The sequence below is a fragment of the Herbaspirillum frisingense GSF30 genome (assembly GCF_000300975.2).
GTDB lineage: Bacteria > Pseudomonadota > Gammaproteobacteria > Burkholderiales > Burkholderiaceae_D > Herbaspirillum > Herbaspirillum frisingense.
This window is the reverse complement of record NZ_AEEC02000019.1, coordinates 69951-92424: the sequence shown is the minus strand read 5'-3', so window position 1 is coordinate 92424 and position 22474 is coordinate 69951. Positions and strand designations below refer to the sequence as shown.

The window sequence follows — 22474 nt, the reverse complement described above, 5'->3', positions numbered from 1 at the left end:
GCCAGGCCCCCTCGCACCCTATCATCGGCCGGATATTCAACGTCCGACATGAGGGGAAAGCATGCAAGGAACGACATTACCAGCCAGCGGGATGCCGCTGGTCAGCAATCACCAGCGCCGCCGCGCCATCATCGCCACCGTCATCGGCAATGGCCTGGAATGGTTCGACTTCACCGTCTACAGCTTCTTCGCGGTGATCATCGCCAAACTGTTCTTCCCGACCGGCAATGACCTCACTTCCTTGCTGCTGGCCGTGGCCACCTTCGGCGTCGGTTTCTTCATGCGCCCGGTGGGTGGCATCCTGCTGGGCATCTACGCCGACCGCGTGGGCCGCAAGGCAGCGCTGTCAGTGACCATCCTGTTGATGGCGGTGGGTACCACCATGATCGGCCTGGCGCCGACCTATGAAAGCATCGGCCTGTTCGCGCCGCTGATCATCGTCGTTGCACGTCTGCTGCAGGGCTTCTCGGCCGGCGGCGAAATGGGCAGCGCCACCGCCTTCCTGACCGAATATGCACCTGAGCGCGAACGCGCTTTCTATTCCAGCTGGATCCAGGCCAGCATCGGCGTGGCCGTGCTGCTGGGCGCCGCCGTCGGTACCTTCGTCACCTCCAGCCTGAGCCCGGAAGCGCTGTCCAGCTGGGGCTGGCGCCTGCCCTTCCTGCTGGGCATCATCATCGGCCCGGTCGGCTACTACATCCGTAACCACCTCGAAGAGACCCCGACCTTCCTCGAAGAAAAGGACAAGACCGACTCGCCCCTGAAGGAAGTGATCCGCAACTTCCCGCGCGAGACCTCGGCCAGCTTCTCCATGGTGATCCTGTGGACGGTCTGTACCTATGTCTTGCTGTTCTACATGCCGACCTATTCGGTGAAGGTCCTGAAGCTGCCGCAGACCACCGGCTTCATCGCCGGCATGGTGGGTGGACTCTGCATCATGGTCTTGGCGCCCATCGTCGGTCGCATGGCGGATCGCATCGGCCGTCGTCCGCTGCTCTCCGGTTCGGCCGCGCTGATCCTGGTGCTGGCCTATCCCATGTTCGCCTACATCAACAGCGCGCCCAGCCTGTCGACGCTGCTGATTTTCCAGCTGGTCTTCGGCACCCTGATTGCGGCCTACACCGGCCCCATCCTGGCGGCGTTCTCGGAACTGTTCCCGGCCAAGGTGCTCTCCACCGGCCTGTCGGTAGCCTACAACCTGGCCGTGACCATCTTCGGCGGCTTTGCCTCGTTCTTCATCACCTGGCTGATCGCCGCCACCGGCAGCACCATGGCACCGGCCTTCTACGTGATGATCGCGGCCGCCATCAGCTTTGTCGGCACCCGCTTCGTGCGTGAGCCGCAGTATCTGCAACAACATTGATTTTCGCCATGACCAAGATTCTCCTGAAGGGCGGTAACGTCCTCGATCCAGCGCTCGGCAGCCTGTTCCCGCGCCATGATGTCCTGATCGAAAAAGATCGCATCATCGATGTCTCCGCCACGCCGCTGGATGTCCCGGGCGCACGCGTGATCGATGTGGCCGGCAAGACCGTGATGCCGGGCCTGATCGATTGCCACGTGCACGTGCTGGCCTCGCTGGCCAACCTGGGCTTGAATGCCCTGCAGCCGGGTTCGCTGACCTCCATCCGCGCGTTGCCCATCGTCGAGGCGATGTTGAATCGCGGGTTCACCAGCGTGCGTGATGCCGGTGGCGCCGACTGGGGCCTGGCGCAAGCCATTGCCATCGGCCTGGTGCCGGGTCCGCGCATCTTCCCCTCCGGCAAGGCGCTGTCGCAGACCGGTGGTCACGGTGACTTCCGTCCACGTTCCGATGTGCTGGAGCCTTGCTCCTGCGCCTTCCGCGCCGGTGCCATCGCCCGTGTGGCGGATGGCGTGGACGCAGTGCGTCTGGCCGCCCGCGAAGAACTGCAGAAGGGCGCGACTCAGATCAAGATCATGGCCTCCGGCGGCGTGGCATCGCCCACCGATCCTATCGGCAACACGCAATACAGCGAGGATGAAATCCGCGCCATCGTGGCCGAGGCCGAGGCCGCTCAGACCTATGTGATGGCACATGCCTACACCGGTCGCGCCATCTCGCGCGCCGTGCGGTGCGGCGTGCGCACCATCGAGCATGGCAACCTGGTCGATGCCGATGCCGCCCGCGTGATGCGCGAGCATGGTGCCTTCGTCGTGCCGACACTGGTCACCTACGATTCGCTGGCCCGCGACGGCGCCCGCCTGGGCTTGCCGCCGGATTCGGTGGCCAAGATCGAATCGGTGCGTCAGGCCGGTCGTGACTCGCTGCGCATCTATGCCGAACATGGCGTGCAGATGGGCTTCGGCTCCGACCTGCTGGGCGAGATGCACCAGGATCAATCGACCGAATTCCTGATCCGCGCCGAGATCCTGGGCAACCTGGAAACCATCCGCTCGGCAACCTCGATTGCCGCCGCCATCCTGCAGCGCGAAGGTGAACTGGGAACCGTGCGCGCCGGCGCGCTGGCCGACCTGATCGTGGTCGACGGCAATCCGCTGCAGGACATCACGCTCCTGACCGGGCAGGGCGAGCACCTGTCGCTGGTCATGCAGTCCGGCCACATCCACCGCAGTCGCTGATCGTTCGATCCGCACGGCGGCCATCACGGCTGCTGCCCTGCCTGCGCCGCTGCTTTCCCGATCGCCATCAGGAAAGCAGCGGCGGGCATGCTTTTCGCTCTACCATCATGGTCTGTTGAAAGAACCGAGCCGGAGCGCCGACCATGCGTATATCACCCCTTCCTCCCCTGCCGTCACTGATCGCCTTCGAAGCCGCCATGCGGCACGGCAGCTTTACGCGTGCCGCCGCTGAACTGCACCTCACACAAAGCGCCATCAGCCGTCAGATCGCCCAGCTGGAGCGCTTCCTGGGCAAGAAGCTGTTCCTGCGCGAACCTCGTGCATTGCGCCTGACGGTAAGCGGCCAGCGCTACGCCGCCCTGGTGCAGCGCCTGCTGGTCGATTGTGCCGAGGCCACCGAAGACATCATGAAGCGCAAGGGCCACCAGGAGTTGACGGTGGCCTGTTCGCAGGGCGTGGCCGTGCTGTGGCTCACGCCCCGGCTGGCGCGCTTTCGGGCGCTGCACCCGGATTGCCACCTGCGCCTGATCGTCAACGACAGTCTGGCGCAGCTCTCCGAGACCGACTTCGACATGGGCATCTACTTCCTGCGCGACGGCCCACCCTCAGGGATGGCGGCGCGTCGGCTGTATGACGAAGAGGTGTTCCCGGTCTGTTCGCCCGCCTATCTGGACGGCCGCACCCTGAGCCCGGCCGAGCTGCGCCACGAGACTCTGCTGATGCTGGAAGATGGCCAGCGGCAATGGATGTCCTGGCAAAACTGGATGGCCCACAACGGCATGCCCGATGTCCGCATCGAGCACCAGATCCTGTCCAACCAATACCCCGTGCTGTTGCAGCTGGCCATGGAAGGGCAGGGCATCGTGCTGGCCTGGCGCCACATGATCGATGCCTGTATGGAACAGGAGCTGCTGGTGCGCGCCTGCGAGGCCAGCGCCAGCCTGGGGGGCGGCTATTACGCCGTCTGGCCGCGCGACCGTATTGAGCACGCTGCTGCGCGTGCCTTTCGCAGCTGGCTGGTGGCCGAGAGCGAAGCGTCCCTGCTCTGAGTCGGCGCCGTCCCGATACAATGGAGGCTTTGCTGCAGCCCGGACAGCCCCATGACGCAAGCCAAGCCCTACAAGATTCCCGAATCGGTGCTGGTGGTGATCCACAGCGCCGACCACCACGTATTGCTGATCGAACGCACCGACCAGCCCGGTTTCTGGCAATCGGTGACCGGTTCCAAGGACTATCCCGATGAAGAGCTGTCGGAGACTGCCCGACGCGAAGTGCAGGAAGAAACCGGCATCATCGTCGCCGACGCCGGCGTAGAATCCAGCGGTGATGGCGGAAACCGCGTGCCGCGTGCGCATCTGCGCGACTGGCAACTTTCCAACATCTATGACATCTATCCGGTCTGGCGGCACCGCTATGCGCCCGGCGTGACCAGGAACACCGAGCATGTCTTCGGCCTGCTGGTGCCGCGTGACATCCCGGTGACGCTCGCCCCGCGCGAACACACACGCTACGCCTGGCTGCCTTACCGCGAAGCGGCCGACCGCTGTTTCTCGCCGTCCAATGCGGAGGCAATCCTGCAATTGCCCAGCTACCTGGCCGACTAGCCCGACAGCAGCGCCAGGACGGAACCGGACAAGAAGAAGAGAAAGGTTGCATCGATGAAGCTGCGCATTGCCACATACAACATCCACAAGGGCGTGACCTCCTTTGCCGGACGGCCGCGCATCCTGGCGCTCAAGCAGGCGCTGGCGCAACTGGACCCGGACATCCTGTTCCTGCAGGAAGTACAGGGCCGGCATGACCTCAATGCCCTGCGCCACGCCGCCAACTGGCCGCAGCAGGGCCAGCACGAATATCTGGCCGGCGACACCCACCACGCGGCCTACGGCATGAATGCCGTGTACGACCATGGGCACCATGGCAACGCCCTGATCTCCCGCTTCGAAATCGCCTCCATCCGCAACCAGGACGTCTCCGACCATGCCTATGAATCGCGCGGCATCCTGCACTGCGTGGTGCCGGTGGAAGGCGTGGACGTCCATTGCTACGTGATCCACCTGGGCCTGTTCGCCGGTGGACGTCGCCGCCAGACCGATGCACTGATGCAGGCGGTCAGTACGTCCTCGCCACCGGACGCGCCGCTGGTGATCGCCGGCGACTTCAATGACTGGACCAACCAGCTCAGCCGCACGCTGTACCAGAACCTGGGCGTGGTCGAGGTGTTCGACCAGCCGCAACCGAACGCCCGAGGCGTCATGCAGGGCCTGCGCCGGCTGGGTGGCCTGTCGGCACCGATCCGCCCGGCCCGCACCTTCCCGGCCATGATGCCGTGGCTGCGACTGGACCGCATCTATGTCCGTGGTTTCCGCGTGGAAACGGCGCAGGTGCTCAAGGATGGACCGTGGGCGCGCCTGTCCGACCACGCGCCCATCGTCACCGAACTGCACCTGGCCTGATCTTGCGCCACCTCGCCTTTTCCGACGGCAACCAGATTGCCTTGCTGCACAGTGGCGCGGGTTTCTATCCGGCCCTGATCACCGCCATTGATGCGGCCCGGGTCGAGATCTACCTCGAAACTTATATTTTTTCGCTCGACGATACCGGCGTGCTGGTCTGCGAGGCGCTGCAACGCGCCGCCGGGCGTGGCGTGGTGGTGTATGTCATCAACGACTGGCTTGGCACCGGTCGCGAAAACACTAACAAATTGCGCCTCGCCCTGAGTGCCGTCGGCGTGCAGCATCGGTCCTTCAATCCCTGGTTCCGGCGCGGCGTGGCGCGCAGTCATCGCAAGCTGTGCGTGGTGGACCGCCAGGTGGCCTTCGTCGGCGGACTCAACATCAATGACGACATGGTCTCCGACCGCGACCATGCGATGCCGCTGCCGGCGCCGCGCTGGGATTTTGCCGTCAGCATCGTCGGACCGCTGGTGCAGGATATCTACCGGGAAGTGCAGGCCCAGTGGCTGCGCGTGGGCCGCATGAAACTGAAGGCGCGCTGGCGCAATTTCAGGCGTCTGCGCCATGGCCATAGCGGCCCGGTACATGACCAGACCCAGGCCGCGCTGGTGGTGCGCGACAACTTCCGCAACCGCCGCACCATCCAGCGCGCCTATCTGCAGGCCCTGGGGCGCGCCCGCGAGAGCGCATTCCTCGCCAATCCCTATTTCGCACCCGGCCGCAAGATGCGGCGCGCCCTGGAAGAGGCGGCCATGCGCGGCGTCAAGGTGACCTTGCTGCTGGGCGTGGGGCAGTTCCTGATGCAGGATGCGGTGGCGCATTCCTTCTATCCCAAGCTCTTGCGTGCCGGCGTGCGCATCGTGGAATACACCCATACCGAGCTGCACGCCAAGGTGGCCGTGGTGGACGACAAGTGGGCCACGGTCGGCTCCAGCAACTATGATGGCCTGTCCCTGTTCGTGAACCAGGAAGCCAACGTGGTGGTCCAGGACCCGGCCTTCGCCGGCTACCTGCGCCAGGAGATCGAAGCCGGCGCCGCCCTGGGCCGGGTGGTGCACCTGTCGGACTTTCTGCATGTGCCCTGGTACAAGCGCGCCGCCTATGGCGCGGCCTTCCTCCTCTATCGGACGGTCATCCACATCATCACCCTCGGAAAAGATGCCTGAGGGAGGCCCTGCCTCTATCTCGCCCTGGCTTGATTTACCGAAGATTCACCGTATCGCATTCGCAGCTGAAATGGGATAGGATGACCATCCCGGTTTTCGACAGGCAGCCGCGCGCGGCTTCCTGCCATTTCAATAAAAGGAGCGAGTTATGGATGATGTGGTCATTGTCGCAGCACAGAGAACGGCGATCGGCAAATTCGGCGGTGCCTTGTCGAAGATCGCAGCAGCCGATCTGGGTGCGCAAGTCATCAAGGCCCTGCTGGCCAAGACCGGCATCAAGCCCGAAGCGATCAGCGAAGTCATCCTCGGCCAGGTGCTGACGGCCGGTCTGGGACAGAACCCGGCGCGCCAGTCGGTCATCAAGTCCGGCCTGCCAGACATGGTCCCTGCCTTCGTGGTGGGCAAGGTCTGCGGCAGCGGCCTGAAGGCGGTGCAACTGGCGGCCCAGGCCATCCGTTGCGGCGACGCCCAGATCGTCATCGCCGGCGGCCAGGAAAACATGAGCGCCTCGCCCCACGTGTTGAACAACTCGCGTGACGGCTTCCGCATGGGCGATGCCAAGCTGACCGACACCATGATCGTCGACGGTCTGTGGGACGTCTACAACCAGTACCACATGGGCATCACGGCAGAGAACGTCGCCAAGAAGTTCGAGATCAGCCGCGAAGAACAGGACGCCTTCGCCGCCGCCTCGCAAAACAAGGCCGAAGCCGCGCAAAAGGCCGGCAAGTTCAAGGATGAGATCGTCCCCATCGAGATCAAGGGCAAGAAGGAAACCGTGGTTTTCGACACGGACGAATTCGTCAAGCACGGCGTCACCGCCGAAGCCCTGGCCGGCCTGCGCCCGGCCTTCGACAAGGCCGGCACCGTGACCGCCGGCAATGCTTCCGGCATCAACGACGGCGCGGCCGCGGTGGTGGTCACCTCCGCCAAGCTGGCGGCCGAACTGGGTCTGCCGGTGCTGGCCAGGATCAAGGCCTACTCCTCGGCCGGCCTGGACCCCAGCATCATGGGCATGGGCCCGGTCCCCGCGTCGCAGCTGACCCTGAAGAAGGCCGGCTGGACCCCGCAGGACCTGGACCTGATGGAAATCAACGAAGCCTTTGCCGCCCAGGCCATCGCCGTGAACAAGCAGATGGGCTGGGACACCAGCAAGATCAACGTCAACGGCGGCGCGATCGCCCTGGGCCACCCTATCGGCGCCTCCGGCTGCCGCGTGCTGGTGACCCTGCTGCACGAGATGGTGCGCCGGGACGCCAAGAAGGGCCTGGCCAGCCTCTGTATCGGCGGCGGTATGGGTGTGGCGCTGGCGGTGGAGCGTTGAATCCGAGGATAGTCTTGACGCGATAACTGTTGTCTCGAGGAAATATGAAGAAGCGCCGGCTTGCGAGCCGGCGCTTTTTTTCATATGGCTGGCGATCACTCCAATATCGAATAATCAAGAGTTTGTTTGAGTAGTCTCGACTTGAGAGAAGTTACGGATCGTGATTTCTTTGCGCCCCGATGGTTGTGGTCGATTGGCCTGATCGAGCCACCGCCATTGGATATCTTTCGGAGAGATATCCAGCCCACGATCACGCGGGTCTGGAAAAGCCTGTCCTTCCTCGACATAGCTCTGGCGGTACCACTGGTTGAAGACCTTGGCCAGGGGGTGACCCGGATCGACGCTACCGTGCCAGATGCCGGTGGCGGGAGCGGGGAGCAGGCCGGTGGAGTGCAACTCGCGAGCAGGCACCGGAACTTCGCGCATCACGCCTTGGGGGACACGCCAGTCGGGAGCGTACTTGGCTTCAGGTGCTTGAGGAACCGGGGTGCCGAGATAGTGGAAGCGGAAAACTCCGTCATCCTTGGTGAGTCCTTCAGGGGTCTTGTCGAAGGCTTCGCCGATCTCGTAGCGCATGGGTACCTGCGCAGCATTCCATGCGACTTGTCTGGGTGTGACGGGCTTGCGCAGTTGGGCAAGCCAATAACCACCCATGACGGCATCGGTGTGTAGATGCTGGACCAGATGGCCACCCTGCGGCTCATCAGGAAGGACAAAGCCGTCGGGGATAGCCTCCTCAACAAGTTGAACAGCACGCTCGGTATCTTTGACGACGCCATTTCCGCTGATATAAAGACTTGCCAAGTTGAGTGTGGCTTGCCAATGTCCCTTTTCGCTCGCCTTACTCCAGAGGGCTGCCGCCTTACTGAACTCCCGATCATCAGGCCAAAGGTCAAAGCTGGTGAGCGCCAAGCCTTTTCTAAACCAGGCCTCCGCCTCTTGGTTGAGCGCCGGTTCGGCAGATTTCTCGTAGTTACAGGTGAACTCTTCGCGATGGGGGTCAAATGTCTTTAGGGTCATGTTGCGAGGAAGGTTGCTCAGACTGCATGCGGGTATCAGTGCCGTTGAAATAGCGAAGGCAGACAGCGTCATCCAAGAAGAGATTTTGGGCGTATTCAAAAGCATTAGTGTTTGGCGTTCTAAGTTGATCGAAGGCTGGCAGTCCGCTCACCCAACAATTGGCGAAAGATTTCCGTCACTCCCTCGGCGCGTGCCTGTCAAATCCTGATCCCTCAGGCACCTTTCTTAATTGCTTCGAGATAAGAAAAGTTACGGATCGTAATTTCTTTGCGCCCCGATGGTTGTGGTCGATTGGCCTGATCGAGCCACCGCCATTGGATATCTTTCGGAGAGATATCCAGCCCACGGTCACGTGGATCGGGAAAGGCCTGCCCTTCCTCGACATAGCTTTGGCGGTACCACTGGTTGAAGACCTTGGCCAGGGGGTGAGCCGGATCGACGCTACCGTGCCAGATGCCGGTGGCGGGAGCGGGGAGCAGGCCGGTGGAGTGCAACTCGCGAGCAGGCATCGGAACTTCGCGCATCACGCCTTGGGGGACACGCCAGTCGGGAGCGTACTTGGCCTCCGGTGCTTGAGGAACCGGGGTGCCGAGATAGTGGAAGCGGAACACGCCATCATCCTTGGTGAGCCCTTCAGGGATCTTGTCGAAGGCTTCGCCGATCTCGTAGCGCATGGGTAACGTCGCTGGTCGAGCCGATGGAGATCGAATGAGAAGGCATGGGCCAGCGCGGGGCTGCGTAGACGCCATTCGCGCAGCAGGATGTGGAGGATGTCGGGGACGCTCTTGCGACGGAAGATGCGGCTGTTGATCCGCCCATCCATGATCGACATCGCATCGCGTAGTGTCAGATGGTAGACGCGCAGCGCACCGTCTGCCTGCCCGGCGCGGGCCTCGGTGATGATCCCGTTGATGTGATGCAGGCCACCACGGTCGTTGACCATCTCGATGCCGAGCGGCTGACCGAGCAATTCGTGCAGGGGAAGATCGGGGTCGATCGAGATGCAGGTCAGATGTCCGTGCATGCCTTCGAACATGGCTTCGCGGATCTCGACGCGCTGCACCAGCAGCAACTCTTCGAAATGGGTTTCGCGCTGGCTCCAGCGCAATCGTATCGGCCGGTTTTCCCGGGAGAGGATGGTCTTGGCAAAGGCTGCGGAGAGGGCGGATCGTGGGTCTATCATGGCTGAGTCGGACTCGATGGCGGCAGGTTGAGCAAACCGCACAGCATAAGTAGACGCGCCTGGTCGGGAAGGCGCTCACGAAAGAAAGGCCGGATTTCCCGATTTTCTTGTGTTCTTTTCCCAAAAAATATCGATAATTACTGCTCGCAATTTCTCCTTATCTGCTACATGGACACCACCCGCATCGACAAATGGTGCTGGGCCGCACGCTTCTTCAAGACGCGTTCGCTGGCCACTGAAGCCGTGGATCGTGGCCGCATCAGGCTCAACGGCGAGCGCACCAAGCCGGCTCACAGCGTCAAGCCTGGGGACCGCCTGGATATCGACAACGGCGCCACCGAATGGGAAGTACTGGTCATCGGCATCGCCGACAAACGCGGTTCGGCGGCGGTCGCGGCCACGCTCTATCAGGAGACGGAGGAGAGCGTCCAGCGTCGTGCGACCCAGGCCGAACGCCATCGCCTGTTCCGCGAACCCTCGGCTGAAATCAAGGGCCGTCCCACCAAGCGCGACCGTCGGCTGCTGGATCGTTCCTCGTCCTGACCCGGCAGGGCGGCCGCCACCGCGCCACAAGCTCGTTGTAAGATAAGGGCCGCTGTCCATGGCCTGTCTTTTCTCCAACGTAGGTGTGAAGGTGCAGATGTCCCAGGTAGTCCCCTCCGAATCCGCACAGCCGATGCCGGTGGCGCGGCCGCTCCGCAAGGAATGCCCGCCCGGTGCCTGCGATTGCCAGCGCGAAGCGCTGCTGGAGTGCCTGCATGCGCCCGAGGCGCGCGTGCTGTGGCTGACCCGCGAGGAAGAAAAGCGCCTGATCGAACGCATCACCCGGGTGACGACCTATGACGAACTGCTGCATGTGGGCAGTCTCATGCGCAAGAATCTCGGCATCCGTCTGCATATCAGTCCCGGTCCCAACGAAGTGCGCACCGTGCGCGGCCTGCAGATCCACCTGGCCGAACAGCCAGGGCTGTGCCGCAAGACCCGCGATACCATCCCGGCGGCCATTCGCAAGTGCCTGGAAAACAACCCCACCATCGTCTATGCCCTGCTGGACGCCCACGACCTGCTGGGTGCCACCAGCGCCCCGCCCGGGGCTTCCTGAGGGCTTGCCGGGCAGCAAAATCGCCCTTGCAAGCCGCGCTGAATTTTTGTTTGACTTTTGCAGCGCGATGAATAATAGTACGATCGTTCGAATAAATTCTGCGTGAAGGTTTATTCACGTCGCGCAGACAGGGTTCAAGACAGCGGCCGCCGAGCCGCACCCGCCGAACCGGTTCCTTCCCGTCGCGACCTGACGACGGATATCAAAGAGATAACGATGACTGAGACAAGCAAGGTGACCACCGCGCCCACCCGGCCCAAGTATCTGCGCAAGGGTGAGCAGACCCGTGCCGCCATCCTGGATGTGGCGCTGGAACTGGCCAGCCGTGACGGCCTGGAAGGGCTGACCATCGGCTTGCTGGCCGAAAAGATGAAGATGAGCAAATCCGGCGTCTTCGCCCATTTCGGCTCCCGCGAGGACTTGCAGATCGAGGTCGTGCGGCTGTATCACAACCGCTTCGAGCAGGATGTGTTCTATCCCTCCATCAAGGAACCACGCGGCCTGCCGCGCCTGGAAGGGATGTTCGCGCGCTGGATCAAGCAGGTCACGGTGGAAATCGCGCTGGGTTGCATCTACATCAGCGGCGCGGTCGAATACGACGACCGTCCCGGTGCCATCCGCGATCACCTGGTGGCCATGGTCCAGGCCTGGCGCGATGCGCTGGAGCGCTGCATCAAGCAGGCCATGGAAGCCGGCCATCTGCGGCCCGACATCGAGGTCAGCCAGATGGTCTATGAAATGTATGGCCTGATCCTGGCCCTGCACCACGATGCGCGCTTCCTGCACATTCCCGGCAGCGTGGAGCGTGCCGAGGCCAGCTTCCGCCGCCTGATCGACAGCTACCGCCCGCAAGGCAGCGACAGTGCCAGCAACAGCACCAGCAACGGTGCCACCCCCGCCAAGAATTCAAAATCGGCTGCCAGGAAGGCAGCCTAAACCCGTCCGGAGACATTCATGCCCCAATACAACGCCCCCTTGCGCGACATGCAATTCGTGCTGCACGAGCTGCTCAATGTCGAGGAAGTGTTCAAAGAACTGCCACCGCATGCCGACACCAACCGCGAGCTGGTGGACCAGGTGCTGGAAGAGGGCGGCAAGTTCGCTTCGCAAGTATTGTTCCCGCTGAACCATTCGGGCGACCGCGAGGGTTGCCATTTCGATCGCGAGACCAAGGCCGTCACCACGCCCAAGGGTTTCAAGCAGGCCTACCGGCAGTACGTGGAAGCCGGGTGGGCGGCGCTGTCCTGTGATCCCGAATTCGGTGGCCAGGGCCTGCCGCTGACGATCAACAATTCCTTCTACGAGATGCTGAACTCGTCCAACCAGGCCTGGACCATGTACCCCGGCCTGTCGCACGGCGCCTACGAGTGCCTGCACGCGCACGGTTCGGAAGAACAGAAGCAGCTCTACCTGCCCAAGCTGGTCTCGGGCGAGTGGACCGGCACCATGTGCCTGACCGAAGCGCATTGCGGTACCGACCTGGGCCTGCTGCGCAGCAAGGCAGAACCGCAGGCCGACGGCGCCTACAAGATCACCGGCAACAAGATATTCATCTCGGCCGGCGAAAACGACGTCTCCGCCAACATCATCCACCTGGTGCTGGCACGCCTGCCGGATGCTCCGGAAGGCTCCAAGGGCATTTCCCTGTTCCTGGTACCGAAGTTCCTGCCCAACGCCGATGGTTCGCTGGGTGCGCGTAATCCCATCTTCTGCGGTGCCATTGAAGAAAAGATGGGCATCCACGGCAACGCCACCTGCCAGATGAACCTGGACGGCGCCACCGGCTGGTTGATCGGCCAGCCGCACAAGGGTCTGCAAGCCATGTTCGTGTTCATGAACGCGGCCCGCCTCGGTGTGGGCATGCAGGGCCTGGGCCTGACCGAAGTGGCCTACCAGAACGCCCTGGTCTATGCCAAGGACCGCCTGCAGATGCGCAGCCTGTCCGGCATCAAGGCCGCCGACAAGCCGGCCGACCCGATCATCGTGCACCCCGACGTGCGCCGCATGCTGCTGACCGCCAAGGCCTTCGCCGAAGGTGGTCGCGCCTTCACCTCCTATGTCGCTCTGGAACTGGACAAGGAACTGAGCCACCCCGACGAACAGGTCCGCAAGGACTCTGCCGATATCGTGGCCCTGCTGACCCCGGTGGTGAAGGCCTTCCTGACCGACAATGCCTGGACGGCGACCTCCGAGTGCCTGCAGGTCTATGGCGGCCATGGCTACATCGCCGAGTGGGGCATGGAGCAATACGTGCGCGATGCCCGAATCAACATGATCTACGAAGGCACCAACACCATCCAGTCGCTGGACCTGCTGGGCCGCAAGATCCTGATGGACAACGGCGCCAAGCTGAAGAAGTTCGGCGCACAAATCCAGGCCTTCGTGGAAGAGCATGGCACCGATGAGTCCATGTCCGAATTCATCACCCCGCTGGCCGACATCGGCGACAAGGTGAGCAAGCTGACCATGGAAATCGGCATGAAGTCCTTCGCCAACCAGGACGAAGCCGGTGCCGCCGCCGTGCCTTACCTGCGCGTGGTGGGCCACCTGGTGTTCTCCTATCTGTTTGCGCGCATGGCCAAGATCGCGCTGGAGAAGCAGGGCAGCGGTGACGCCTTCTACACCGCCAAGCTGGCCACGGCGCGCTTCTACTTCGCCCGCCTGCTGCCGGAGACCGCCATGCTGATCCGCCAGGCCCGTTCCGGCGCGGCCAACCTGATGGCCCTGGACGCCGAGTTGTTCTGACCGCAACACCACGCCGCCGCCGGGTCTGTTGTCCCGCGGCGGCGTTGATCTACCGCAATGTGGCCCGGCATGGCGTCATGTCGGTGTCACCCCTGCAAGGCATGCTGTGACCTTCTGCCGGAAGGCGTACAGTAGTCGCTCGCACCGGCGGTGCGGCAGCCTGCCAGGCCCCGAATTCATGTTTCATGTTTGCAGCACCAGCAAAGGAGATTTGCGTGTCCAATTTCATCGTCAAAAAAGTGGCCGTGCTCGGCGCCGGCGTCATGGGTGCCCAGATTGCCGCCCACTGCATCAATGCCCGCGTGCCAGTCGTGCTGTTCGACCTGCCGGCCAAGGAAGGCCCGAAGAACGGCATCGTGCAACGCGCCATCGAAAACCTGAAGAAACTCAGCCCGGCCCCGCTGGGCAACAAGGACGACGCGGCCCTGATCCAGGTCGCCAACTACGAGGATGACCTGGCCGTGCTGGAAGGCTGCGACCTCATCATCGAAGCCATCGCCGAGCGCATGGACTGGAAGCATGACCTCTACAAGAAGGTCGCTCCGCACATCGGCCCCAAGGCCATCTTTGCCTCCAACACCTCGGGCCTGTCGATCAATGCACTGTCTGAAGGTTTTGATGCCGGCCTGAAGGCGCGCTTCTGCGGTGTGCACTTCTTCAATCCGCCGCGCTACATGCATCTGGTCGAACTGATCCCGACCCAGTCTACCGAACCGCACATCCTCGACCAGCTGGAAGCCTTCCTCACCACCACCTTGGGCAAGGGCGTGGTACGCGCTTTCGATACCCCCAACTTCGTGGCCAACCGCGTGGGCGTATTCGGCATCCTCGCCACCATCATCGAAGCCGACAAATACGGTCTCTCGGTGGACGTGGTCGATGACCTGACCGGCGCCAAGCTGGGCCGCGCCAAGTCCGGCACCTTCCGCACCGCCGACGTGGTGGGTCTGGATACCATGGGCCACGTCATCCGCACCATGCAGGACAACCTGAAGGATGATCCCTTCTTCTCTTCCTATGCCACCCCGCCGCTGCTGGCCAAGCTGGTCGAGCAGGGAGCACTGGGCCAGAAGAGCGGTGCCGGTTTCTACAAGAAGGTGGGCAAGGACATCCTGCGCATCGACCCGGCCAAGGGCGATTACGTGGCGGGTGGTGCCAAGGCCGATGACATCATCGCCCGCATCCTCAAGGAAAAGGATCCGGTCAAGCGCATGAAGGCGCTGCATGATTCGACCAATCCTCAGGGCCAATTCCTGTGGGCCATCTTCCGTGACGCCTTCCATTACATCGCCGTGCACCTGGAATCGGTGGCCGACAACGCCCGCGACCTGGACTTCGCCATGCGCTGGGGCTTCGGCTGGAGCGTCGGTCCCTTCGAGACCTGGCAGGCCGCCGGCTGGAAGCAGATTGCGCAATGGGTGAAGGAAGATATCGATGCCGGCAAAGCGCTGTCCAATGCCCCGCTGCCGGACTGGGTCTTCGATGGCCGCGATGGCGTGCACTCGGAGAAGGGTTCCTGGTCGCCCTCGAAGAAGGCCGATGTGGCCCGTTCCGAACTGCCGGTCTACCAGCGCCAGGCCTTCCGCGCCCCGCTGGTGGGCGAAGGCGCCGCCGACGGCAAGAGCGCCGGCACCACCTTCTTCGAAGACGAATCGGTGCGCATCTGGCATCAGAACGACGATGTCCTGATCCTGTCCTTCAAGACCAAGATGCACGTGATCGGCCAGGGTGTCATCGACGGCATGAACAAGGCCGTCACCGAAGCCGAGCAGAACTTCAAGGGCCTGGTGATCTGGCACCCGGATGCGGCCGAAGGCGGCGCCTTCTCGGCCGGTGCCGATTTGCAGTCGATGCTGCCGCTGTTCATGTCCGGTGGCGTCAAGGCCATCGAACCGGTGGTGCACCAGCTGCAGCAGGCGCACCAGCGCCTGAAGTACGCCAGCGTGCCGGTGATCGCAGCTGTCGCCGGCCTGGCCCTGGGCGGTGGTTGCGAACTGTTGCTGCATACCGCCAAGCGTGTGGTCTCCATCGAGTCCTACATCGGCCTGGTGGAAGTCGGCGTGGGCCTGATCCCGGCCGGTGGCGGCCTGAAGGAAGCGGCTGTGCGTGCCGCCAAGGAAGCCAAGGGCAACGACATCCTGCAGTTCCTGAAGGAATACATGCTGGCCGCGGCCACTGCCAACGTCTCCAAGTCGGCGCTGGAAGCCCGCAAGCTGGGTTACCTGCGCGAGGATGACGTGATCGTCTTCAACCCGTATGAATTGCTGCATGTGGCCAAGGTGGAAGCGCGCGCGCTGTTCGACGCCGGCTATCGTCCGCAACTGCCGCCGCAGGTGCCGGTGATCGGCCGCAACGGCCTGGCCACCATCATGGCGCAGCTGGTCAACATGCGGGACGGCGGCTTCATCTCGGCCCACGACTTCAAGCTGGGCAAGATGATCGCCGAGACCGTCGCCGGTGGCGAAGTGGAAGAGGGCAGCATCGTCAACGAACAATGGCTGCTCGACATCGAGCGCAAGTTCTTCATGGAGTTGCTCAACCATCCCAAGACCCAGGAACGCATCATGGGCATGATGCAAACCGGCAAGCCCGTACGCAATTAAAGAACGCTCCCTCCCCTTCAAGGGGAGGGTTGGGGTGGGGATGGGTTGAAATGCAAGGCCAGACCAACGACTTCACGAAACTTGCAGCCAAGCAGCTGCGCAAGACCATGACCGAAGCCGAGCAAAGGCTCTGGCATCGTCTACGCGGCCAGCAGCTTGAAGTGAAATTTCGCCGTTAGCACCCCTTTGAAAATTACGTACTCGATTTTGTCTGTCTGGAACGGCGCCTGGTGATTGAAGTAGATGGCGCGCAGCATGTCGGCAATCAGGATGACGAGAACCGGACTGCGAAATTGGATCAGGCAGGCTTCACGGTTCTACGCTTTTGGAATAACGAAGTATTGAATGAGACGGATGTGGTCGTTCAGGCAATCTGGAATGCATTGAACCCATCCCCACCCCAGCCCTCCCCTTGAGGGGGAGGGAGAGTCCAAGGAGATTTTGAATGAGCAAACAACTGCAAGACGCCTACATCGTCGCCGCCACCCGCACCCCCATCGGCAAGGCGCCGCGTGGCATGTTCAAGAACACCCGTCCGGACGACCTGCTGGTGCGCGCCATCCAGTCCGCCGTGGCGCAGGTGCCCGGCCTGGACCCCAAGCTGATCGAGGACGCCATTGTCGGCTGCTCCTTCCCCGAAGGTGCGCAAGGTCTGAACATGGCGCGTAACGCCGTATTGCTGGCCGGGCTGCCCAATACCATCGGCGGCGTCACCATCAACCGTTACTGCGCCTCCGGTATCACCGCCATCGCCATGGCTGCCGACCGCATCCGCGTCGGCGAAGCCGATGTCATGATCGCCGCCGGTGCCGAGTCGATGTCGATGGTGCCGATGATGGGTTTCCACCCCTCCATCAACATCAATGCCTTCAAGGATGAGAACGTCGGCATGGCCTACGGCATGGGCCTGACCGCCGAGAAGGTGGCACAGCAGTGGAAGGTCTCGCGCGAAGCGCAGGATGAATTCGCGCTGGCCTCGCACCAGAAGGCCATCGCTGCCCAGCAGGCTGGCGAATTCAACGACGAGATGACCGCGTTCGAGATCGTCGAACGCTTCCCCAACCTGGGTACCGGCGAGATCGACATCAAGACCCGCACCGTCAGCCTGGACGAAGGTCCGCGTGCCGATTCCAACCTGGCCGCGCTGGCCAAATTGAAGCCGGTCTTCGCCGCCAAGGGCAGCGTCACCGCCGGCAACAGCTCGCAGACTTCCGACGGCGCCGGCGCGCTGATCATCGTCTCCGAGAAGATCCTCAAGCAGTTCAACCTGACCCCGCTGGCGCGCTTCGTCTCCTTCGCCGTGCGTGGCGTGCCGCCGGAGATCATGGGCATCGGTCCCAAGGAAGCGATTCCGGCAGCGCTGAAGGCCGGCGGCCTGACCCAGGACCAGATCGACTGGATCGAACTGAACGAAGCCTTCGCCGCCCAGGCGCTGGCCGTCATCGGTGATCTCGGCCTGGACCCGAGCAAGGTCAACCCCATGGGCGGTGCGATTGCCCTGGGTCACCCGCTGGGCGCCACTGGCGCCATCCGTGCGGCCACCACCATCCATGCACTGCGCCGCAAGAACCTGAAGTACGGCATGGTGACCATGTGCGTGGGTACCGGCATGGGTGCGGCGGGCATCTTCGAACGCGTCTGATCTGCATGCACAAGCGCTGATGAAAAGCCGCACTGCTCACGCCGTGCGGCTTTTTCATTGGTTCCTGCTTGAGCTTCAAACAAGCTAAATCATTTATAAAATTCAAGGAGACCGCGCAGATGGATATCCAACTGAGCAAGGCCGATGGCATCCTGAGCATCCATTTCGACCGTGAAGACAAGAAGAACGCCATCACCGCCGCCATGTACCAGCAACTGGCCGATGCCCTGAAGGAAGCCGAGACCGACAGCGCCGTGCGCGCCATCCTCTTCACCGGCAAGCCACAGGCCTTCTCGGCCGGCAATGATCTGGAAGACTTCCTGAAGAACCCGCCCAAGACCCAGGACGCGCCGGTGTTCCAGTTCCTCTGGCAGATCAGCCATGCCAGCAAGCCCATCGTGGCGGCGGTCTCGGGTGTGGCGGTCGGTATCGGCACCACCCTGCTCATGCATTGCGACCTGGTCTATGCGGCGGACAATGCCAAATTCTCGATGCCCTTCACCCAACTGGGGCTCTGCCCGGAAGCCGCCTCTTCACTGTTGCTGCCGCATATCGCTGGCTATCAGCGTGCTGCCGAGAAGCTCCTGCTGGGCGAAGCCTTCGGTGCCGACGAGGCCGCGCAGATGGGCTTCGTCAATCGCGTCCTGCCGCTGGAAGAATTGCTGCCCTATGCGCAAAAGCAGGCTGCCAAGCTGGCCGCCTTGCCGGCCGCTTCGATCCGCGTGACCAAGCAATTGATGAAGAAGAACCGCGTCACCGCCACCGAGCAGCAGATGGTGACCGAGATCGAACACTTCGCACGCATGCTCACCGAGCCGGAAGCCAAGGAGGCCTTCACCGCCTTCTTCGAGAAGCGCAAGCCGGACTTCAGCCGGTTTTCCTGAGCCAGCTGGCGGCGGGCTGTCCTCGGATGGTGCGTCGCTACTTCCAGCTGCTCTTTCCCGTCGCAATCACAGCCACCGGATCGCTGCGCTGCCCATAAGGATGGCGCAGCACGATGCGGCTGGCGAACTTTTCAATGCCGATCTCGTCCTCCAGGAGTCTCTCCATCAACTCCTGGAACAAGGACACCGTGGGGGAGATGATCTTGAGCAGATAATCGTAGCCCCCGCTGACGTTGTAGCACTCGACGATCTCCGCATATCTGGCCGCACCTTGCTCGAACTTGCGGAAGTCGGCCGGGCGATGGCTGCCGAGTGTAATCTCGGAAAACACCACGACATGGCTGCCCAGTTTCTCCAGCGCGATCTGTGCGCCGTAACCTGCGATGACACCACTTTCTTCCATGCGTTTGGTGCGGGTCAGACAAGGGCTGGGGCTCAGGTTGACCGCTTCGGCCAGTTCCACGTTCGAACAACGCCCCTCGCGCAGCAGGTGTTCGAGAATCTTGATGTCAGTGCGGTCGATTGGTTCTGTGGGACGCATGGGGAGATCTTATCACCGCAGCTCGCTGTCAACGGCTGGCCGAGCCGGTCCTGGCTTGCATCAGCGATTCGTCCAGCGCATCGATCACCATGCCGGCCTGATCCTTCGTCAATACCAGCGGCGGTCGTATCTTCAATACGTTATGTCCCATCGCGCAGGCGCTGAGCAGCACGCCCTTGTCGCGCATCCGGTTGACCACCTCGCTGGTAAGGCTGCGGTCTGGTGTACGCGAGCGGCGATCGGAGACCAGTTCCACGCCGACGAACATGCCCGCGCCGCGCACGTCGCCAATCGCCTCATGACGTTCTGCCAAGGCGGCGATGCCGTCAAGCAAGATCGATCCTGCCTCGTGCGCATGGGCGATCAGGCCCTCGCGTTCTATGGTCTTGAGTACTGCAAGTGCCGCTGCGCAGGACACGGTATTGCCACCGAAGGTATTGAAGTAACGCGAGCGCTGGCCGAAGTCCTGCAACGCGTCGGCCGTGGCCAGCAGACCTGCAACCGGTTGCCCGTTGCCCATCGGCTTGCCCATGGTCACGATGTCCGGCACCACGCCGTGGCGCTGGAAGCCCCACATGTGCTCACCGGTGCGACCAAAGCCAGGTTGCACCTCGTCGGCGATGAAGAGGCCGCCGGCGCGCTGAATGGCCTGTACCGCTCCCCTGAGGAAGCCTGCCGGGCCGGGCAGGATCCCATCGCTGGTAAAGAGTGAGTCGACGATCAGTGCTGCTGGCTGCATACCGTGGCGTTGCAGGTCGGCAATGGCTGCCTCCACATCGCGTGCAAAGCGTTCGCCCAGATCCTGCCCTTGAGCGTGATAACCACGCGGCGCCGGCACCAACCGTACATGCGGACCAAGGTTGACCGTGGCGCCCAGCGAGGGGGAGAACTGCGAGACGGCGTCGGTGATGCCGTGATAGGCGGTATCGGTCACGATCACCCCGGTGCCGCCGGTGCGCACTTTGGCGATGCGATAGGCCAGATCATTGGCTTCGCTACCGGTGCAGGTCAGCATCAGGTGTGCCAGTGCCGTTTCCGGTACGGTGGCGAGAAGCCTTTCGGCCAGTTCCAGGATGGTTTCATGCAGATAGCGGGTATTGGTCGCCAGGGTTTGCACCTGCTGGCAGATCGCCTCGGTGACTGCAGGGTGGCAATGCCCAAGGGAGGTCACGTTGTTGTAGACGTCGAGGTAACGGCGTCCCTGCGGATCAATCAGCCAGACACCCTCGCCGCGCACGATCTGCAGCGGATGCTCGTACATCAGGCGATAGGCCGGACCCAGCAGCGCGTCACGGCGTTTGATCAGGGCCTCGGTCACGGGGCCGACGTCGGTCCGACCGGGGATATAGGCGTTGACCATGTTCAGGTCGGTTGTGCTCTTCATGGGATTCTCCTGTTGCGGATTTCTGAAAGCAGGCGGTCGCGTGCGTCCTGGCGCGAGAGGTCGGCCAGTTGCCCCAGTGCCTCCCAGGCTGCCGGGTTGTGGCGCATGATGTAGGCCCGGTTATGGGGGTAGCGTACTGCACGCCACTCCGAGATCAGCGCCGTGATCAGGTGGCGCGTGGCCATCAGGTCGGTGACGATCTCCTGCTCGGGATCGGTGAGCGGCAGCAGAGCGTGATAGGCGCCCACGAACTGTGCCGGACCTTCGAAAGGATCGGTGTTGCCCGTCATGTGGAACGCCGCTGCGGTACCCACCTCGCCCACCAATGGCGCATGCAGCATGTCGCCGAAATCGATGATGCCGGTGATGTGCTCCTGTTCCTGGGGCGCCACCAGGACGTTGTAGAGATGGTAGTCATTGTGGATGACCTGCGTGCGCACCTGTGGCAGGAGAGGCAGCACGTCCTGTTCGAAGCGAGTCATGAAGCGCTGTGCCAACAGACGGCGGCCTGGATCGATCAGGCCTTCCATCTTGGCCGCCAGGCGGTGCGCGGTCGATACATTCCATAGCAGGTCATGATGCGCGCCCGGATGCGAGAAGTCGCGCAAGGCCAGGTTCAGTTTCGCCAAACCGCTGCCCATGGCGCGCCGCTGACCAGCTGTGCGAATGGTCTCCTTGATCTGCACGCCGTCCAGGTAGGTCAGCATGCGTACCGTACAGACGTTGCCATCATCAAGGCGAATGCGTTCGGAGGTTCGCCCACCCAGCGTGCGCACTACCCGCGGGATCGGAAGTTCGGGTGCGACGACCGCAATGTGCTCAAGCGCGGCAATCTGGAAATCCACCACCGCGGGTTCTTCGGAAGGATTGCTGATCTTGAGCACATGGCGCAGTCCATCTTGGCCGTCGATGCGGCAGTTCTGGTCACGTTCGCCAGCCAGCACGGTGACCTCCCCGTCGATGCCGTAGAGGCCAGAGGCGAGCTTGTGCAGCGTGGAGAGGGGTATCGCCGGCGCGGCCGTGCTCAATGCTGCAGTTTGATCAAGAGCTTGCTGATGCATCATGGGTCTCGCTTGGAGTTGCGCCAGGGTGGGTAGCGGTAGCGATAGCGATCAAAGACCGACCAGCCCAGCAAGCTGACGAAAGTCGGTCAGGCGATTGACGCCATAGCCATCGAAGCCGGGTTCATGGTTGCGGTCGATGAAGGCCTTGGCCATGAAGCCCAGGTCGGCGGCCGTCATCAGGTCGTAGCGGAAGCTGGAGGAGCAATGCACCATCTCTTCCGGTCCGCAGCCGAGTTGATCGAACATGTATTCAAACGCCTGGCCGCGTGGCTTGTAGGCCTGTGCTTCCTCTGCGGTGTAGACCGCATGGAAGGGGGCTTTCAGATGTGCCACGCTGTGCGGGATCAGGTCGGTCATCGAATTGGACAAGATCACCAGCGGGATATGCGGTGCGATCTTCTCCAGTGTTTCGACCACGTGCGGATGCGGCTGCCAGGTGGGAACGGCCGCGTAGAGCGACTGCGCATCGCTGGTGCGATATTCCACGTCGTGCGCGTGGCAGGCCCGCTGGATGGCGTTTTCCGCGACATCGAAGAAGGGCTTCCAGGCACCTAGCACTTCGTCCAGGCGATAGAAACGGAAGCTTTCCAGAAAGCCCGGCATGCGTTGCTCGCTGACACGATCGGAGAACAGCGATCTGGCCGTGGGGCCCATTTCAAAATTGATGAGTGTTCCGTAGCAATCGAAACTGATGAACTTCGGCTTGAAAATCATTGGATCAATCTCCTTCGTGGTCGATGGAGAAAGTATGGCCGCCCG

The 22474-nt window shown here is 62.6% G+C and carries 20 protein-coding genes and 2 pseudogenes; 15 read left to right on the top strand and 7 right to left on the bottom strand.

What is annotated here, in order from left to right; translation table 11 throughout:
* Window positions 1–61 precede the first annotated feature (61 nt).
* The 7 genes from HFRIS_RS14445 (at window position 62) to HFRIS_RS14415 (ending at window position 7547) form a co-directional block, all read left to right on the top strand.
* Window positions 62–1363, top strand: a complete 1302-nt coding sequence (locus tag HFRIS_RS14445; protein ID WP_039875837.1) for an MFS transporter — start codon at window positions 62–64, stop codon at window positions 1361–1363.
* Between the two features lie 8 nt (window positions 1364–1371).
* Window positions 1372–2601 carry a metal-dependent hydrolase family protein gene (locus HFRIS_RS14440; RefSeq protein WP_006464131.1) on the top strand — a complete coding sequence of 410 codons (1230 nt, stop codon included), beginning with the start codon at window positions 1372–1374 and terminating at the stop codon, window positions 2599–2601.
* A 143-nt stretch (window positions 2602–2744) separates the two neighbouring features.
* Complete coding sequence (locus HFRIS_RS14435) at window positions 2745–3650, top strand: LysR substrate-binding domain-containing protein (protein WP_006464130.1); 906 nt, start codon at window positions 2745–2747, stop codon at window positions 3648–3650.
* Window positions 3651–3701: 51 nt separating this feature from the next.
* Window positions 3702–4205, top strand: a complete 504-nt coding sequence (nudB, locus tag HFRIS_RS14430) for a dihydroneopterin triphosphate diphosphatase (protein WP_006464129.1) — start codon at window positions 3702–3704, stop codon at window positions 4203–4205.
* 54 nt (window positions 4206–4259) lie between these two features.
* Complete coding sequence (locus HFRIS_RS14425) at window positions 4260–5057, top strand: endonuclease/exonuclease/phosphatase family protein (RefSeq protein ID WP_006464128.1); 798 nt, start codon at window positions 4260–4262, stop codon at window positions 5055–5057.
* 2 nt (window positions 5058–5059) lie between these two features.
* Window positions 5060–6223, top strand: coding sequence for a phospholipase D-like domain-containing protein (locus HFRIS_RS14420; RefSeq protein WP_006464127.1), 1164 nt, complete (start codon window positions 5060–5062; stop codon window positions 6221–6223).
* Between the two features lie 148 nt (window positions 6224–6371).
* Window positions 6372–7547 (top strand): acetyl-CoA C-acetyltransferase, encoded by a 1176-nt coding sequence (locus tag HFRIS_RS14415; protein ID WP_006464126.1) that lies wholly within the window; start codon window positions 6372–6374, stop codon window positions 7545–7547.
* Window positions 7548–7661: 114 nt separating this feature from the next.
* On the opposite strand, the gene HFRIS_RS24840 is transcribed toward HFRIS_RS14415, so the two are convergent.
* The 3 genes and pseudogenes from HFRIS_RS24840 to HFRIS_RS25830 all read right to left on the bottom strand — a co-directional run.
* Complete coding sequence (locus tag HFRIS_RS24840) at window positions 7662–8672, bottom strand: SEL1-like repeat protein (protein WP_244436299.1); 1011 nt, start codon at window positions 8670–8672, stop codon at window positions 7662–7664.
* Window positions 8673–8779: 107 nt separating this feature from the next.
* Complete coding sequence (locus HFRIS_RS25835) at window positions 8780–9241, bottom strand: hypothetical protein (protein WP_338033743.1); 462 nt, start codon at window positions 9239–9241, stop codon at window positions 8780–8782.
* An 80-nt stretch (window positions 9242–9321) separates the two neighbouring features.
* Window positions 9322–9591, bottom strand: a pseudogene (locus tag HFRIS_RS25830) (phage late control D family protein); the annotation flags it as partial.
* A gap of 327 nt (window positions 9592–9918) precedes the next feature.
* On the opposite strand from HFRIS_RS25830, the gene HFRIS_RS14390 reads away from it, so the two are divergent.
* The 8 genes and pseudogenes from HFRIS_RS14390 to HFRIS_RS14360 all read left to right on the top strand — a co-directional run bounded on the left by HFRIS_RS14390 (window position 9919) and on the right by HFRIS_RS14360 (window position 18726).
* The gene (locus HFRIS_RS14390; RefSeq protein ID WP_006464123.1) at window positions 9919–10293 is read left to right on the top strand and encodes an RNA-binding S4 domain-containing protein; all 375 of its coding nucleotides are present in this window, start codon (window positions 9919–9921) and stop codon (window positions 10291–10293) included.
* Between the two features lie 97 nt (window positions 10294–10390).
* Entirely contained in the window at window positions 10391–10852 is a 462-nt protein-coding gene (locus HFRIS_RS14385; protein ID WP_039875871.1) for a hypothetical protein, read from the top strand.
* A gap of 216 nt (window positions 10853–11068) precedes the next feature.
* Window positions 11069–11788: a TetR/AcrR family transcriptional regulator gene (locus HFRIS_RS14380; protein ID WP_006464121.1), complete on the top strand. Its 720-nt coding sequence runs from the start codon at window positions 11069–11071 to the stop codon at window positions 11786–11788.
* 18 nt (window positions 11789–11806) lie between these two features.
* Window positions 11807–13597, top strand: a complete 1791-nt coding sequence (locus HFRIS_RS14375; RefSeq protein ID WP_006464120.1) for an acyl-CoA dehydrogenase C-terminal domain-containing protein — start codon at window positions 11807–11809, stop codon at window positions 13595–13597.
* Window positions 13598–13812: 215 nt separating this feature from the next.
* Entirely contained in the window at window positions 13813–16200 is a 2388-nt protein-coding gene (locus HFRIS_RS14370) for a 3-hydroxyacyl-CoA dehydrogenase/enoyl-CoA hydratase family protein (RefSeq protein WP_006464119.1), read from the top strand.
* Window positions 16092–16616: pseudogene (locus tag HFRIS_RS25695) on the top strand (endonuclease domain-containing protein). Before HFRIS_RS14370 ends, HFRIS_RS25695 begins: the two are co-directional and overlap by 109 nt.
* A gap of 29 nt (window positions 16617–16645) precedes the next feature.
* Window positions 16646–17842, top strand: a complete 1197-nt coding sequence (locus HFRIS_RS14365; protein ID WP_006464118.1) for an acetyl-CoA C-acyltransferase — start codon at window positions 16646–16648, stop codon at window positions 17840–17842.
* A 119-nt stretch (window positions 17843–17961) separates the two neighbouring features.
* Window positions 17962–18726 (top strand): enoyl-CoA hydratase, encoded by a 765-nt coding sequence (locus HFRIS_RS14360; protein ID WP_006464117.1) that lies wholly within the window; start codon window positions 17962–17964, stop codon window positions 18724–18726.
* Window positions 18727–18763: 37 nt separating this feature from the next.
* On the opposite strand, the gene HFRIS_RS14355 is transcribed toward HFRIS_RS14360, so the two are convergent.
* Genes HFRIS_RS14355 through HFRIS_RS14340 form a run of 4 tightly spaced genes read right to left on the bottom strand, consistent with a single transcriptional unit; the run spans window position 18764 to window position 22429 of the window.
* A complete protein-coding gene (locus HFRIS_RS14355) occupies window positions 18764–19267 on the bottom strand; it encodes an Lrp/AsnC family transcriptional regulator (RefSeq protein WP_006464116.1) in 504 nt (167 codons plus the stop codon).
* 28 nt (window positions 19268–19295) lie between these two features.
* On the bottom strand, window positions 19296–20651 hold the full coding sequence (locus tag HFRIS_RS14350; protein ID WP_006464115.1) for an aspartate aminotransferase family protein: 1356 nt from the start codon (window positions 20649–20651) through the stop codon (window positions 19296–19298).
* Entirely contained in the window at window positions 20648–21715 is a 1068-nt protein-coding gene (locus HFRIS_RS14345) for a phosphotransferase (RefSeq protein ID WP_152486698.1), read from the bottom strand. Before HFRIS_RS14345 ends, HFRIS_RS14350 begins: the two co-directional genes overlap by 4 nt.
* Before the next feature lie 48 nt (window positions 21716–21763).
* Complete coding sequence (locus HFRIS_RS14340; protein WP_006464113.1) at window positions 21764–22429, bottom strand: haloacid dehalogenase type II; 666 nt, start codon at window positions 22427–22429, stop codon at window positions 21764–21766.
* Window positions 22430–22474: the final 45 nt, after the last annotated feature.

What these genes read in the sequence shown, in the direction of transcription:
- HFRIS_RS14445 (WP_039875837.1), top strand. Translation starts at nt 62, where the DNA reads ATGCAAGGAACGACATTACCAGCCAGCGGGATGCCGCTGGTCAGCAAT.
- HFRIS_RS14440 (WP_006464131.1), top strand. Translation starts at nt 1,372, where the DNA reads ATGACCAAGATTCTCCTGAAGGGCGGTAACGTCCTCGATCCAGCGCTC.
- HFRIS_RS14435 (WP_006464130.1), top strand. Translation starts at nt 2,745, where the DNA reads ATGCGTATATCACCCCTTCCTCCCCTGCCGTCACTGATCGCCTTCGAA.
- nudB (WP_006464129.1), top strand. Translation starts at nt 3,702, where the DNA reads ATGACGCAAGCCAAGCCCTACAAGATTCCCGAATCGGTGCTGGTGGTG.
- HFRIS_RS14425 (WP_006464128.1), top strand. Translation starts at nt 4,260, where the DNA reads ATGAAGCTGCGCATTGCCACATACAACATCCACAAGGGCGTGACCTCC.
- HFRIS_RS14415 (WP_006464126.1), top strand. Translation starts at nt 6,372, where the DNA reads ATGGATGATGTGGTCATTGTCGCAGCACAGAGAACGGCGATCGGCAAA.
- HFRIS_RS24840 (WP_244436299.1), bottom strand. Translation starts at nt 8,672, where the DNA reads ATGCTTTTGAATACGCCCAAAATCTCTTCTTGGATGACGCTGTCTGCC.
- HFRIS_RS25835 (WP_338033743.1), bottom strand. Translation starts at nt 9,241, where the DNA reads ATGCGCTACGAGATCGGCGAAGCCTTCGACAAGATCCCTGAAGGGCTC.
- HFRIS_RS14390 (WP_006464123.1), top strand. Translation starts at nt 9,919, where the DNA reads ATGGACACCACCCGCATCGACAAATGGTGCTGGGCCGCACGCTTCTTC.
- HFRIS_RS14385 (WP_039875871.1), top strand. Translation starts at nt 10,391, where the DNA reads ATGTCCCAGGTAGTCCCCTCCGAATCCGCACAGCCGATGCCGGTGGCG.
- HFRIS_RS14380 (WP_006464121.1), top strand. Translation starts at nt 11,069, where the DNA reads ATGACTGAGACAAGCAAGGTGACCACCGCGCCCACCCGGCCCAAGTAT.
- HFRIS_RS14375 (WP_006464120.1), top strand. Translation starts at nt 11,807, where the DNA reads ATGCCCCAATACAACGCCCCCTTGCGCGACATGCAATTCGTGCTGCAC.
- HFRIS_RS14365 (WP_006464118.1), top strand. Translation starts at nt 16,646, where the DNA reads ATGAGCAAACAACTGCAAGACGCCTACATCGTCGCCGCCACCCGCACC.
- HFRIS_RS14360 (WP_006464117.1), top strand. Translation starts at nt 17,962, where the DNA reads ATGGATATCCAACTGAGCAAGGCCGATGGCATCCTGAGCATCCATTTC.
- HFRIS_RS14355 (WP_006464116.1), bottom strand. Translation starts at nt 19,267, where the DNA reads ATGCGTCCCACAGAACCAATCGACCGCACTGACATCAAGATTCTCGAA.
- HFRIS_RS14350 (WP_006464115.1), bottom strand. Translation starts at nt 20,651, where the DNA reads ATGAAGAGCACAACCGACCTGAACATGGTCAACGCCTATATCCCCGGT.
- HFRIS_RS14345 (WP_152486698.1), bottom strand. Translation starts at nt 21,715, where the DNA reads ATGATGCATCAGCAAGCTCTTGATCAAACTGCAGCATTGAGCACGGCC.
- HFRIS_RS14340 (WP_006464113.1), bottom strand. Translation starts at nt 22,429, where the DNA reads ATGATTTTCAAGCCGAAGTTCATCAGTTTCGATTGCTACGGAACACTC.